Origin of the sequence: Gilliamella sp. HK2, assembly GCF_001690265.1 — a bacterium.
Lineage (GTDB): Bacteria > Pseudomonadota > Gammaproteobacteria > Enterobacterales > Orbaceae > Gilliamella > Gilliamella apicola_C.
Genome location: NZ_LZGV01000099.1, coordinates 47,259 through 62,517, shown reverse-complemented (window position 1 = coordinate 62,517; position 15,259 = coordinate 47,259). Strand labels below are relative to the sequence as shown.

Here is a 15,259-nt window from a genome sequence, read left to right as displayed (position 1 = left end):
TGGTGCCGCTAACTTTCGTTAGCGGATCATCGTTTTGTTTGTATTTTATTAATCAATTCTAATACCAATGCTATTATTGCTCGGCATTATTCGATTCTGATTTGCGTTCAACAATAGACATGAAGTTAAGCGATTGACCAACAGCGAATCTATCTGGGTGGTACATTGATTCAACATAAGGATACGGAACCCTATAATTACCAGCTGTTACAGCCCGAACTAAGTAAGCTACACGTGAACGATAAGAATCTTCACTCACATAATGATTGATATCAACCGCAGCAACAAATCTATCGTCACGGAATTCTTGATGTTTAATATCATTACTATCATCATCTTTCAATAGATTGGCTAATTCAGGGATCGCCTGTAAGCTGACACTACTGTTAGTTAGATTTTGATTTTCTATTTCAAGTCCAGCAGGTAAGAAATCAACGATTAATGCATCATGAATAGCTTCTTTATGAGCGTTGACATCTAATAAAACCACCATTAAATCACCTACTTTCATCTGATCAGGTTGGATTTTATTTCCTTTTAAATCATAATAAGAGCGATTAATTGTTAATTTATTTTCATCACTTGTTGGCGCAGGGGGTTTTTTACCATAACCAGAAACGGTCAATTCAATATAAAGTGGCTGTGCATTTTCTGGATTCGAAATCGTTAATCCGTTTGATAAATTAGCAAAATCGAGTGAGCGTGATAAACTAGTATCTACATCATTGCTCTGTTTATTAATTGTAACATTAAATTGCTTTGAAGATTTATGTTGATCCAATGACCAACCCGCCACAAATAATGCACTAAGCTCTTGGGTTGAAAAATAGCGAGTATCATTGAGTAAATCAGATAAATGGATTAAGTAGTCAGCTTGTTTATCAATACTCAACTTGTTTTCAATCAATAAAGCTAAAATTAACGCATTATCACGAACTGCACTCCCATACTCTCCAAGCCAAGGATATTGATTGTCGTAACTTTTTGTAAATACTTGTGGCATTAAGCTGTTATAGATATTTTCAAAACCTGCAAGTTTGGCTGATAATGCTAATTGAGCAACTGGCAACGGCGAAAACACCTTAAAATCGCTTGCGGTGATCTGTTGATACATTTTATTAATTTCATTACGTACAGGTGCAGTGATTTTATTTTGTTTGGTTAGTACAACTAAGGCATAAGCTTTAGTTGCAAATTGCGTGTAGTCGCTTACTTGTGAATTATCATTATAGTTTTGTAAACTATTAAATGCATTCACATCATAAATATATTGGTTAATACGAGAAATAGCCGCATCAAGTGCAGCATTATTAACATTATAACCACGCTCTTTAGCTTGCAATAAAAAGTCGGTCGCATACACGGTTAACCAATGATCTTCTGAACTATCTTTAGTCCATAAACCAAAACTACCATCATTACGTTGCATTGATAATATTCGAGAAATCCCTACTTGTACTTTTTCGCGACGTTTGGTATCCGATTCAGTTTTGATTCCTAATGCAGCCAACTGTTCTTGGTTTGCATATAATGATGGCATTAAGCTACTAATAGTCTGTTCTAAACAGCCATACGGATAGGACAATAACGACTTGATATACTGAGCTATATTCAGCGGTGGTTGATTTGATACAATCAATTTACCATCAACCGTATTTTCAATCATTTCAGCAATACTCTCTTCAGGTAAAACCCAGCTGTCACCACCATTTATTGCTGCCGCATAGTATTTTGTGGTCGCAGCATAAGCAGGTCTAACGCCTACATGCCATGAACGTTTGATTTGGTAATTTGAACCATCATCTAACAAAATCCCTTTAACATTAATTGTTATAGATCCTTGCCCATAGCCATAATTAGCAACAACAGGCAATTGAATAATCTGCCTTTGCTTGCTTTCTAAAGTTATTGCTGTAGTGTTTACCGAATTTTGAAAAATCAAACCTCCTGTTGAAACTTCAAGCTGTATTGTTTGTTTTTTTTCGGTTAAATTATGAAGATTTAGCGCTAATGTGGCTTGATCGCCACCAGATAAAAATCGCGGAGTGGATAGCTCTGCAATTACTGGTGAAGCAACTATCATAGTTTGTTCTGCTTTACCAAAACGGCTATCATCCCATGCTTGAGCCATTATGCGCAATTCGCCATTAAAATCAGGTAAAGTAAGATTAACAACCCCCTCACCTTCATTGTTCAGTTCGATAGTTTGCAATTGCTGGGCAACAATATTGACGTCAGTTAATGGTGTTTTCCCCCCCGTATTTTCTGCGCCGAGTAAAGCATCCCCCCCAAAACTTATATTTACATTACGCCCTTTGCCTTCAATCAATTTGCCATATACATCGTAAAGATCAACATTATAGCGTTTACGCCCTAAGAATGCACTGTATGGGTCAGGTGTTGCAAAACCAGTAATGTTCAATACCCCCGAATCAACGGCTGAAACCAATACGGTTACTTTGTGATCTTGTTGTATTGCGTTTTTATCTATTTTAACTTTAATTGGAATTGTTTTTTCTGGCTCTGTTTTTTGCGGAACGTCAAGGCTCACGGTTAATTGACGATTTGACGTGTCAATTGGCAAATAAAGTAAACCAATTGCTCGTTTAATTGTTTGTACAGCAGCATCAGTTGATGGTCGAATGATCATCGCATTAATATAAATATCATGGCGCCCCCAGTCTTTAATTGGTATCTCAACATCTAGGCCTTGGTCATCAACAGCAATATCTTTTTTCCATAACATTCCGTCATTAGTTTCAAGTGAAATATAGCCTGATCCAGCAACAGGAGCTTGTACTCGTACTTTAGCGGTATCACCAACTGAATAAGCAGTTTTATCAAGGCTTAGTTTAACTTGATCAGGCCGAACAGCATTTGTACCATTTGTGTTATCTTCCCAATTGTAACCACTTCGAAAACGTAAACTACTGCTAATATTATTTGTAGTATCAACAATTTCAATACGATAAGATCCATAATCCTCTGTTTGATAACTTACTTTAGCTGTACCATTTTCATCAATAGTTAGTGGTTGTTCTTGAACAACAAATTCATTGAAATTAGATTCTTGGTGCCACCCTGCATCGTCAGACCAACTCCAATAATAGTTGCGACGTTCACGAATAATTTTTGCTTTTAAATGATTTGATGCTAGCTTTTTTCCGTCAGTATTGACATAGGCAACTTCAAATTCAGCATTAGCGCCTTTATCAACTGTGGGACTATTTTCATAACGATCTGTTGACCAATCATAATAAAGCGATTGAGAAAACAACGCACGTACCACAGGCATTTTTTCATTTGGCCAAATTGTTTGGCTTGCATAACGCGTAACAGGGCGCCCACCAGAATCAAGCAAACTTGCTTGTAAAATAACTTTAATTGGAGAGCTTAATTTACCCCAATCGCTAGTATCAATGCCAACTTGTGCAATCCCATTTTTATCCAGAACCATGTCAATATTATCAAGTTGGCGATCAAGATTATCATCAGTCACACGTCCAATTTTATAATTGGCTAAGTTAACAATTGAATCTGCTTTTTTAAGATAAACATGACCTTCTAAGTTATTACCTATTGCTGGAGCACCATAAAGATACCAACCTTTAACATTAAAACTGACATTCTTATCCAAGATAACCGGCTTGTCTGATGCGGTTGTAATTTCCATTGCCATGCGTTCTGGCAAAAATTCTTCCACATGAAACTCGGCATAACGGTAGTTATCATCACCTAGATTAAAACGAAAAGCCCATTTACCTGTTGCTGCATTAGCAGGAATAACATATTGCCACTGATATAAGCCATTTGAGTCAGCTTTAGCATTGATAGTAAAATTTTCAACAATTTGATTATCAGGTAACATAACATCAACCACAATAGGTTGGGTTGGCAATGGCTTACCATTAGCATCACGTAAAAGCGCATTAAAATAAACCGTTTCTTGAGGGCGATATAAATCACGAGCGCCAAAAACAAATAGCTGTTTTTGATAAAAAGCCGAACCAACTAAGTTATACTTGCTTAAATTTAATGCATTACGATCTAAATTTACAAAAGAAATTTGTTGCCCTTTATTTGCGGTAAGTAAAGCATAATCCATACCTTTTGGTAAGGTTACTTCAGCATAACCGTCTGCATCAGTTTTAGCTAAAATGGTGGAACAGTTTTTATTGCTCTCTCGAATACTTTTATTACATAAAATCAATATACCAACGTCGCCAAGAGGCTGACCATTGTCTAGTGCATGCGTAAGCACTGATAATTTACCATTTTCATACGCATGAACAGCAATACCAATATTGCTAATCGAAAATAGTGATGTAGGGTTGGAATAATTGTAAGTTCCCGCTTGATTCATAACGGCAAAATAAATACCTTCTTGCTGTAATTGAGAAATTGAGGATAAGTCAAGCAATACCGTTTCTTGAAAATTACGTTTAGGGTTAAGATCAAAGCGAGATGAATAAACTAAATCAGCAAATTTATTGATATTATTTGAGTTCCAACTTGTTATTTGATTAATAAACCCATAATCAGAAATAAATTCCGATAAATGTTCAGGTTTGATTTTAAAGAAGTTAACATCAATTTTATTAACATTAAGCGTAGTAATCGGTAAACCACTCATTGATTTGCTAGGCAGTAAAACACCACTATTGGCAAAACCAACAAACGGCTGGCGATCTTGGGTTTTAAATTCGGTTTGGTAGACTTCTTTTAAACTGTTGCCATTAATTGCAACTAACATTTTATCGATAGTGAGCTCTAATTCACGGTTGGGTTCAAGGTATCGATGTCTTAATTCGAGTCCATTATCTGACAGTTCCCAAGCTCCATCAACATTACCCATTTTTTTATCAACTAAACGAAGCAAATTAGAAAAATTAAGATTAGGATTTAAAGGAACAGAAAAGGTTACAACCAACGTGCTAGAACCATCCAGAATGGTTTCGGAACTATCTATGACCGTTAAGGCCTTACCATGATATTTTTCGATTAATTCTGGTGTGGGATTAAAAACCGTTGTTGGTGATTGATCTTGCGCTATTTTATTATTTTCATTAGGCTCACCAATTTTGGTCGTGTTGCTGTTATCAATAACTTCTGTTGCTAATTGCGGTGATGATTGCTCTGCATTTACTGTTTGTTCTATTTCTTTATTGTCACACCCCGCTAAAGCTAACAATAGGCTAAATATAGCTAAATGTTTTACTAATGCCATACTTTGTCCACCTCCCACCTCATATTTTATTATTATTGATATTGATTATATTTTATATATATATTATGCACAGTTCTTCGCTTTTTAGCAAAGCGTGTAGCAACAGATTGAGCAATTTTATTGCAAATACCAGAAAGAAAAACCCAAATAAAATCAATGACTTTTCTGAACGTTTTTTATAATCTTTATTGCATGCATTGAAAATAGAATTAAAACTCATCAAAAATAATTAATGAGTTTTAGTTTATTAAGATAAGTCAATGGAATTTAGGTTATAACGATTAATTAGTTTTGGAGACAAACATTAATTTTTTTAGGATAAAATTTAAAATCACACCATAAAGAGGCAAAAAGAATAAGCCACAAATGATAATTTTAAAACTGTAATCCATTAAAGAAATTTCGACCCAATGATTTGCCATAAATTCATCGCTACTTTGATAAAAGGCAATAGCAAAAAAGACAATAGTATCAATACCATTACCAAAGATAGCCGATGCTGTTGGTGCAACCCACCACGATTTATTTTTTCTTAAATAGTTAAAGACAGTAATATCCATCAATTGTCCAACTAAATAAGCGGCAAAACTTGCTAATGCAATTCGAAAAACAAAACTATTAAATTCCGTCAATGCCGATAAACCAACCCAATGTGTTTCAAAAAATAGTACAGAAATCACATATGAAAATAGCAATGCGGGGAGCATCACCACAAAAATTATCTTCCTAGCTAAACTCGCTCCAAATACCCGAATAGTTAAATCGGTGGTAAGAAAGATAAATGGAAAAGTAAACGCCCCCCAAGTGGTTTGAAAACCAAAAATATCAAATGGAATTTGTACTAAATAATTGCTGGAAGCGATAACCAAAATATGAAAAAACGAAAGCCAGCTTAGAGCCTTGATTTGCTGTGCGTGAGTAAATTGGTTTATATGTTCTGAATTAGCGTTCAGGTGCATAAATTTGTCCTTTTTTAATGGGGTAAGTGAACCCAGTGTTTCAATTAATTTGAATGATTAAGGTATTGTGTTAATCCTTTATCTCGAAGAATACAGCTCGGGCATTTGCCGCATCCACCATCAACTCCGTAATAACAAGTATGAGTATGGTCGCGGACATAATCCAAATAACCTAGTTTATCAGCCATTTCCCATGTTTGAGCTTTAGTCAAATACATCAAAGGGGTGATGAGATTGAAATTATAATCCATAGCAAGATTCATCGATACATTCATTGATTTAATAAAAATATCACGACAATCAGGGTAGCCACTAAAATCGGTTTCACAAACGCCAATAATAATGTCACTAATACCGTGTTGCTTGGCATGGCAACCAGCTAAAAGCAAAAACAGCATATTACGTCCATCCACAAAAGTATTAGGGTAATCGCCTTCTTTGGCTGCGGTGATTTGTTGTGAATCATCAATCAAAGCATTATTGGTCGTCTGTTTAATCACCGAGGTATCCACCACGGTTTGCTTAACGCCAAGATCTTCAACAATCCACTTGGCTTTTTCAAGTTCAATAGCATGACGTTGACCATATTGAAAGCTGATGGTTTCGACGTTTTCACGACCATAATCAGCAATGGCTTGCAGTAAACAGGTAGTAGAATCCTGCCCACCAGAAAATATCACTAGTGCTTTACGAGTTTGCATTGAGAGTTTCCTGTTAGGGTAAATTGAATTAGCGATTATCGACTTTTTCAGGATAAAGATCGTGATTAGCCAAACGGCTCATCGCTATTTGTTCCCAATTAGTGCCGGCTTTACCATAATTTGCATAAGGATCGATAGAGATTCCACCGCGAGGGGTAAACTTTCCCCAGACTTCAATATATTTAGGATCCATTAGTTTAATAAGATCTTTCATAATAATATTGATGCAATCTTCGTGGTAATCGCCATGATTACGAAAGCTAAAGAGATATAGCTTGAGCGACTTACTTTCAACCATTTTAATATTAGGTACGTATGAAATATAAATCGTCGCAAAATCAGGCTGCCCAGTGATAGGACAAAGGCTAGTAAATTCTGGGCAATTGAACTTAACAAAATAATCGTTAGTTGGGTGTTTATTATCGAACGTTTCGAGTATTTCAGGACAATAGGTTGTAGGATAGCGAACAGATTGATCGCCAAGTAGTGTAACTTTATTCATAATTTTCCTTAGTTTTTTAGCGTGGGAGGTTCACGAACCACGTAACAAAGCGCACACCATACTCTTTTTAAATAAAAATGTCTAGTACCATTAAGACGCCATTAATTTACCCAAATTCTCACCTATTTATGTTAGATCGAAAACGAGGTTACTTTATTTTCCTTAACATTAACGTGTAATACTCGACCTTGTTTATCAAAGAAACAATATTCACCATCAATGCACAAACCAGAAACAGGCATTGATGAATGCCAATCAATGATCATTTTTATCTGGTTGCTATCAGGGTGATATAAATGAATATTATAACCAATACTATCTTCTTGATTCACACACAGCGCTATTATCTGACCAATTGCTAAAACATGAAGATTCTTAAATTGTTTCTCACTCATCGTTAATGGAATTACTTCATAGTTAAATTTATTAAAAACATGTGATAATTGATTGGTTATATAATCATATTTTAAATATGATATTCTTAACTCATCACTTAACAATACGTTATCACCATCATTTTCAATATCTCGTCTATTTATTAGTCTACGTTCAGGAATACTATAGTAAAATGCTTCACAACAATTCTCAGGATTAACTGTTAATATTGCCTCTTGATGATCTTTTATTGCTATTTGTAACACAGAATTAGGCGATAAATCGACTCGCCAAACAACCGCTAGTGTATTGCCTATATTAATCACTTCAATACAGTTATTATTAACAATTGTCCAATTGATACCATCAAATGTCCAATGACATTGCTGAAATTGGACAACACCTAAATCAATGAATTTGCCAGTACTTAAATCAAGTTTATGAATACGGTAATAGTTATTTCTTTTTACCAATGCCAAAACCTGTAAACGATTATGAGATATCACTAATCTTTCAGCTGGAATCATAAAATGAGCAAGTTGTTTACCTTGCCTATCAACTTTAATGATGCCTGCTTCACCTAACGCCAATAAATAATTATTATCAGTCAAGACAGCCATATGATAAATTGAACGGTAACCTGCTTCTGGGCAAATATAAAGAAGAAGCCGATTAGATTCTAATAAAGGCTTATGTCTTGCTAAAGTTAACGAAGAATTGGGCATATCAATTTTTAAAGATTTATCTTGAGTGAGCTCAATCAACTTTGCTATATCTACTTTGGTAAATTCATTTGGATAAGTGACTACATCAGCTAGAATATTGTTAATCAATACACGTAACAAACTTCGTAAATTTTCAATATATTGTTGTTGTTCTAATATTTGTTGAGCAATACCTAATCTTTTTTGATAAAAATCTGGGTTATTTTTTATCTCCGTCAAGCGATCTTCAAGTTTATCAATCGACTCAGGCATTAATATTAAACGTTTAACTATTGCTTTTGCATCTATTGCCTGTGCATCTAGTTTATCAATGTTATTAAACCATTCTTCAGCAAGATAACGATATTTTGGTAATGGCCAAATAACATCTATCGCTGCTAACCATTCCGCTCGATCAGCCAATGCATTTGCCCATTCTAATCTTAACCTATCCACTATTTCTGGTTGATCTTTTTCAAGCATCAAAATAGCATTAGCAAAAGCATTATCACGCCTTGCTATCATCACTGCTTTATTCCAATCATTTGCTAAACAGCAAAGTTTTATGATTAATTCAGGTTTTGCATCACGCGCAATAGCTAATTCCATGGCTTGTTTGTAACGCTTTCTTTGCATTAAAAATTCTAAGCCTTCATCCAAATTATTTAACAATTCAACCAAAACAAAAACCGCCTCTTCCACTCGATCTTGTTTGGCTAATTTTTCAAAACTCTGCTGATACAAAACTTGCAAATGCTTTTGTAATTTCTCCTCAAGATAGATTGATGATGAATTACCATAAACCGACTCGCTCAAAGATAATTTATTACGCGGTTTAGGGACACCAAAAGCTTGCCCTTTTGAAGGGCTATTGTTATTAATCGGAATTGCATAGCGTAAAGCGTCTTCTAAGTTGCCTTGCTCAAACTTTTTTAACATGGTTTCGATATAATTACCTTGCCGAAGCGCAATCAAATGGCTTAGTTTAGAAACTATTGAAAATAATGATAAATAATTACGCCATCGGCTTGGTTTTTGTTTTTCGCGATTCTGACGAGCAGGCAAAGGAGAACTATTAGGATTATAAGTTTGCGGCAAATCACTACTCTTTATCTTGTAAGTAAATGTTTTTACTTTAATTTTATTAGAAATCTCTCCTCGTTTAATTGCTTTAGCATATTTGACAGTTTTGATTATCATGCTAATAACCATAGCAAATAAGATAACTCCCCCCAAAGTTAACAATAAAGTAGCTAAAATTTGATAATTATTATTAATAGGGGAGTCTTGCAAAGCCGAAACAGTATCTGAATTTTTATATCTAAAAATCGCCAATAATCTTAACAATATAAATATAAATATAAATGTAAATACAAAATAAATCCATAAGGGAAAAGGCTTTCTTTTTTCCGCTGCATTAGTAGCGCTAGAGTTAGTCTGTTGATCAAAATTTTTTTGCTGGCTTTTTTCCCTTTGCTCATTAATATATCTCATCATTTTAGGGCTTGGAGAGGGTATTTTACCATCAAATATTTGGCCAATGGGTTTACCATCTTCTGTAAAGTCAAGCAAATCATCATAAACAACTTCAATAGTATAATCTTCTGTTTCAAATAATTGATATTTATCTAAATCTACCCACTGAGCAGGATCGATTTTAATTGCATCGTCATAACTGTATGAAGTAATTGCATTACCCGAAACTAACACTAAATCATAATACGCTACTTTTGATTCAAATTTGTCAGGCAAAAAGGTGGAGCACAAAATGCCATTTTGAAAAATTAGTGGCCAACCTTCCAAGCCATCACAATTAAGCATTTTTGTTGTTGAAAATTTCAGTAAATCACCTTGTTTAAATTGATAAATTGAACACCCTAAAAACCAATATTTTATTAATAACCGTCGTCGTTGTACGTTATCAAACCATTGAGCAGGAAACCATATACCAGCAATATTTTGTGTCCCCTTTAAAGTCGGGGTTCGTATGAAGTTAACCGTATTTGTCATATATTAATCAATTTTACTTAATTTTAATCGCATAGATTGTGTTATAAATGAATATAATATTAATTCACCTGCGTCAGTAGTGACTGTAAATGATTTAGCTAATGAGTTATAACTATAACTTACGATCTTATGTGGTGAACGCAAACAAATATTTATGCTATTAGTGACATAATCAAATAGCGCAACTTGCTTTTTATCATGATTTATCACTAAAAAGTGGGTTCTACCATCATACGAGTCATAAAACAATCCAAATACAAGCCATTCATTAGGTACAATAACATGCATCGACTCTTTTTCAGCGGTAAATACACGCCACAGTTGCTCATCACCAATCGCTAAACGACCAAAACCTTTTAGCCATAATTGTTCAGCCGTAAGAAGGTACTGCAAATTAGACTTATGTTTAATTCCAACCAAACGATAAGTATAAGTACCTGCATTATAACCTGTTAAACAGAGTCTATTTTGATCATCAAAATAAAAATAATAAGCAGCACTATCATGCAATTTAAATAGTGCCACAACATTTTTATTAATAGTTTGAAGTGAAATTACTTCATTCTTTTTAGGTAAAAAATATAAAGAACACAACAAACTATTCGAATCAATAAACAAAAAAGTGGACCCATGTACATTATATAATCCCAAAAAGGCAATTAATGGTTTGTCTTTATCTATATTCAGGTTTTCGACTAGCTCAAACTTTTCACTATTGGCCTGCCATAAAAATAGCCTTTGCTGATCGTGAAGCAGTGCCACAATTCGCTTTCCTTTTAAATCCATCCCTAATACAGAGCCACTTAAGTGGTGATATTGAATCCGACAATTTTTTTTAGGCGAATGGATCCCTGTAATGTTAATACAATAAGCCATTGTACTATCAAGGTTTAATGTCAAAATACATTTACCATTTGCCGAAATAATTGGATTAAATCCAATATTTATTGGAACAACAGACTGCTGTATTATTTCTGCATAGTCACTATTGCTAGCAAATTGCCCCGCTAACATTTTTTCACAAAATATTGGAGCGGGTAAGCTTAAACAACAGTGTTTTGACATTATTTTGCTATTTATTGTTACCGATAGCTTTTCAGGTGATTTAATTAATCGTTCAATATTAACTTGGTGTGTTGAAAAAGTTGTAAAAGGCGGATTCGCACCAATTAACCAACATTCATCGTAAAGTTGTTCCGACTGTTCAAAATAATTAGCCCAATGACGATACATTTTATCCGTTGCAAGCGTTGTAGTCCGCTTGTTTAGTAAACATTTTAGATCGCCAATATCTTTAAATAATCTTAAATTAGGCCGATTTTGAATAATGCCCCAATAAAACTGACTTTGGTGATTATGAGAACGAATCTCTAACAATAACATCAAAATTAGGTGAACAAGGCGAGATACACCTACTTGTAGAATACCACAATCAAATAAAGCAATAATAACGCCATTCGCCTTGGACTTTTCTTGCATAGGGGTAAAAAAAAGATGCTCATAACTCACTGCTCGGCGAATAAATTCATCAGGTTCTTCTTCCGCTATTAACCATTCACTTGTCAATAAATGATCATAGCTGCCACGTTTTTTTAAATCCCCTAAACCTGATAAAAATTGTTGATCTTTCCATCGGCTTTCTTTTGTTGGTCCTAACAGGTTATTAAGTTGTAAAAGTAGATCCGCTACTATCGGTTGCAAATTTTCATCGAACCATGATAACCAAGGTTGCCAAGCTCGAAACGGTTTGGGTAATGGATTATTTGACATATTCAAGAAACTCTTTGGTTAATGGCCACTTTTTAGCTAAAGGAATAACTGCTTTAGGCTGATCCCATAAAAGCATCTGCTCACATTTAAACTTATAACCAATAGCTTCAGCCAATAAAAACAAAGATATCGACGGTTTAGCATGGCATGGTAACCAAAGTCGTGGTTCTTGGCTATCAATCATCGCATATTGCACACCATTTACCCATGGTAATAATGAGGATTCACCAATAATCACAACAAAATTATCACCTTTAACAAATTGATATTTAGATAAATCATATTTACTTAAGTTTTGTCTAAGATGATTAAACAAGCGTGGGACAACATCATTCCAAGCGACCACAGCGACAGGTACTACTGGATCATTATTAAGTTGCCAATGCCATTGAATATAAGTATCACTACACATTCTGGGCTATCAATTCAATTAATTGCGTTCTTAACTGCTTTAGTTGCTCTGGAATGGTATCAACGGAATAATTGGCATCAATTTCACGTAAGACACTTTCTATTTGTTGAGCATCATTATTTACACAATGTGTAGCAAGCTCTATCAATCTTTCTAAACGAGCGTTGGGTTGTTGAGCTGCTGACTCCGTAGCATAAAAAAGTTGAGAATTATTAGATAATGTAAAGACATCTTTTAATATCTCTTGCCCTCTCTGCTGCGTATCAATGGTAGGTAAAACATAAAACAGTGGCCATAAATCTTGTTTTTCAGCCTCAAGCCTTCCATTAACCAAAGCTGCTGCTGCAATAAGCTTTAGTGTTTTAACTACACGCCTATCCGATAAGCTAATGCCATTTTGTCGGAGTAATCTAATTGCATCCGCAAACGGCGAAAAAATTTTATCAAGATTAACATTTTTGACTTGCTCACTTAGCTCAGCAAGTTCATCTAAAGATAAGGAAGAATCTATTTCAGCATATTCGGCTTGCCAACCACCAGCAAGCATATCTTCGATGAAGTTATCTGCAACAGGTTCAACAAAAAGATGGAGTAAAAAGCGATCTGCAAAAGCAGCCAAACCATCATCATCAGGCAAGCTATTTGATGCGGCAATACAAATTTTTAACGGGCAGGTGATTTTCGTGTGACCTCGCCGAAATTGGCGTTCATTTAAAATACCTAATAATGTATTTAAAATTGCAGTTGAACCTAAAAAAACTTCATCTAAAAAAACAATTTCTGCCTCTGGTAACATACCACTAGTATCTGTTTCAACCTTTCCTTCACGAAGTTTTTTAAGATCAACGGTTCCAAAAAGTTCTGAAGGTTCGGTAAATCGACCTAACAAATATTCAAAATACTGACCATTCATCGTTTTAGCTATACGCCTTACTACCGCACTTTTCGCTGTACCAGGTGCTCCAATGACTAATAAATGCTCTTTAGCAATTGCAGCAAGGATGATAAGTTCAGCTAGTTGTTCTCGACCAATAAAACCTTGAGTGGCAACCTTAATACATTGCCTAATTTTAGATACGTTTTCCATTATATTTCTTTATATTTTTTAGATTAAAATAATTCAAATCTTATTTTGGTCAATTATAATACAACTATTTTTCAAAATAATACAATTGTTATTTAGCTTTAATTTCTTCATAAAATTCAGCTAATTTAGTTTTAGCTTCGCTCAATTCTTTTTGAGTTTCACTTAATTTTAGCTTTTGTTTAGCTATTTTTTGGGCGTCTCCTTTTGCTTGCGCTTTAGCTAAAGCTTGCTCTTTTTCGGCAACTTTTTTAGTCTTTTCAATTACTTTTTCGGTGTATTTAGCTTTTAAATCATCATCATTACAATATGTATTGATATCATGTAATGCTTTTTCAAGCCCTTGAGCTTGGCGCAAGTTACCCGCCTTTTTTGCCTCATCAATTTGTTTTTCCATAATGTGTTTTTTGCTAAAACAAGTTACACCTTGATATTCGTCATGATTTGCAGCATAAATATTAGGTATAAAAGCGATAGCTGTTAATACTAAAAAAATTAACTTACAAATTGATCTTATTGTTAATTTCATATCGATCTTCTCCCCCCTTTTTAAATTATTTTCTTAATTGAACACAATCAACTTTATGATCTTTGCCTTTGGTTAGGATAAGGCTGGCTCTTTCCCTTGTTGGTAGGATGTTTTCTATTAAATTCAATTCATTAATTTCATGCCAAAGACGGTTTGCGATGTTAAGCGCTTCTTGCTCTGGCAATTTTGAGTAGTGATTAAAATAAGAATTGGGATCGCTAAATGCTCCTGCTCTAAATTTTAAAAAACGATTGACATACCAATTGTGTAATAACGATACATCGGCATCAACATAAATTGAGAAATCAACATAATCAGAAACAAAAACACGATTATTGGCTTGTGCATAATTTACAGCGCCTTGTAACACATTTAATCCTTCAAGAATTAAAATATCAGGGCTATCGAGAATAATTTGTTCATCTTGAACAATATCATAAACTAAATGAGAATAAACGGGTGCTTTAACCTGTGCTTGACCAGACTTAATATCAGCAACAAAATTGATCAGTTTTTTAATATCATAAGATTGCGGAAAGCCTTTTTTATTCATTATTCCACGTTCTTCAAGGCATTTGTTGGGGTATAAAAAACCATCAGTTGTCACCAAAGCCACTTTGCGATGCTCAGGCCAACGAGATAATAATGCTTGCAATACACGAGCTGTAGTACTTTTCCCCACAGCAACGCTTCCTGCTATACCAATGATATAAGGAATTTTTTGGCTTTTGCCTAAAAATTTAGATAAAACAGCCTGCCGACTAAAACTATTGCTAATGTAATAATTAAGCAATCTAGATAAAGGTAGATAGATATCACTTACTTCATCCATTGACAGATCTTCATTAATGCCTTGTAGCGAGACTAACTCATCACAAGTTAATGTCATTGGCTCTGCATTACGTAAACTAGCCCACTCTTTACGACTAAATTGCATATAAGGGCTTAAATGATTGTTCATGTTTTATGTTTCTCTATTGCAATTA

At 34.4% G+C, this 15,259-nt stretch carries 10 protein-coding genes and 1 riboswitch; all 10 genes read right to left on the bottom strand.

Features of this window, described 5'->3' with window-relative positions; translation table 11 throughout:
• Positions 1-73: 73 nt before the first annotated feature.
• A complete protein-coding gene (locus tag A9G45_RS12160) occupies positions 74-5,227 on the bottom strand; it encodes an alpha-2-macroglobulin family protein (RefSeq protein WP_065567966.1) in 5,154 nt (1,717 codons plus the stop codon).
• 281 nt (positions 5,228-5,508) lie between these two features.
• Entirely contained in the window at positions 5,509-6,159 is a 651-nt protein-coding gene (locus A9G45_RS12155; protein ID WP_141673684.1) for a 7-cyano-7-deazaguanine/7-aminomethyl-7-deazaguanine transporter, read from the bottom strand.
• Between the two features lie 71 nt (positions 6,160-6,230).
• Positions 6,231-6,887 (bottom strand): 7-cyano-7-deazaguanine synthase QueC, encoded by a 657-nt coding sequence (gene queC / locus A9G45_RS12150; protein ID WP_065567964.1) that lies wholly within the window; start codon positions 6,885-6,887, stop codon positions 6,231-6,233.
• Positions 6,888-6,915: 28 nt separating this feature from the next.
• Positions 6,916-7,389 (bottom strand): preQ(1) synthase, encoded by a 474-nt coding sequence (gene queF / locus A9G45_RS12145; protein ID WP_065567963.1) that lies wholly within the window; start codon positions 7,387-7,389, stop codon positions 6,916-6,918.
• A gap of 2 nt (positions 7,390-7,391) precedes the next feature.
• Positions 7,392-7,436: riboswitch (PreQ1 riboswitch) on the bottom strand.
• Positions 7,437-7,520: 84 nt separating this feature from the next.
• Positions 7,521-10,478, bottom strand: a complete 2,958-nt coding sequence (locus A9G45_RS12140; protein WP_065567962.1) for a bpX6 domain-containing protein — start codon at positions 10,476-10,478, stop codon at positions 7,521-7,523.
• A gap of 3 nt (positions 10,479-10,481) precedes the next feature.
• The gene (locus tag A9G45_RS12135) at positions 10,482-12,248 is read right to left on the bottom strand and encodes a hypothetical protein (RefSeq protein ID WP_065567961.1); all 1,767 of its coding nucleotides are present in this window, start codon (positions 12,246-12,248) and stop codon (positions 10,482-10,484) included.
• Entirely contained in the window at positions 12,238-12,660 is a 423-nt protein-coding gene (locus A9G45_RS13930; protein WP_081297920.1) for a bpX5 domain-containing protein, read from the bottom strand. The genes A9G45_RS12135 and A9G45_RS13930 overlap by 11 nt, the downstream gene beginning before the upstream one ends.
• A complete protein-coding gene (locus A9G45_RS12125) occupies positions 12,653-13,747 on the bottom strand; it encodes an AAA family ATPase (RefSeq protein WP_065567960.1) in 1,095 nt (364 codons plus the stop codon). Before A9G45_RS12125 ends, A9G45_RS13930 begins: the two co-directional genes overlap by 8 nt.
• A gap of 88 nt (positions 13,748-13,835) precedes the next feature.
• Positions 13,836-14,273: a DUF1090 domain-containing protein gene (locus tag A9G45_RS12120; RefSeq protein ID WP_065567959.1), complete on the bottom strand. Its 438-nt coding sequence runs from the start codon at positions 14,271-14,273 to the stop codon at positions 13,836-13,838.
• A gap of 25 nt (positions 14,274-14,298) precedes the next feature.
• The gene (gene coaA, locus A9G45_RS12115) at positions 14,299-15,234 is read right to left on the bottom strand and encodes a type I pantothenate kinase (protein ID WP_065567958.1); all 936 of its coding nucleotides are present in this window, start codon (positions 15,232-15,234) and stop codon (positions 14,299-14,301) included.
• Positions 15,235-15,259 lie beyond the last annotated feature (25 nt).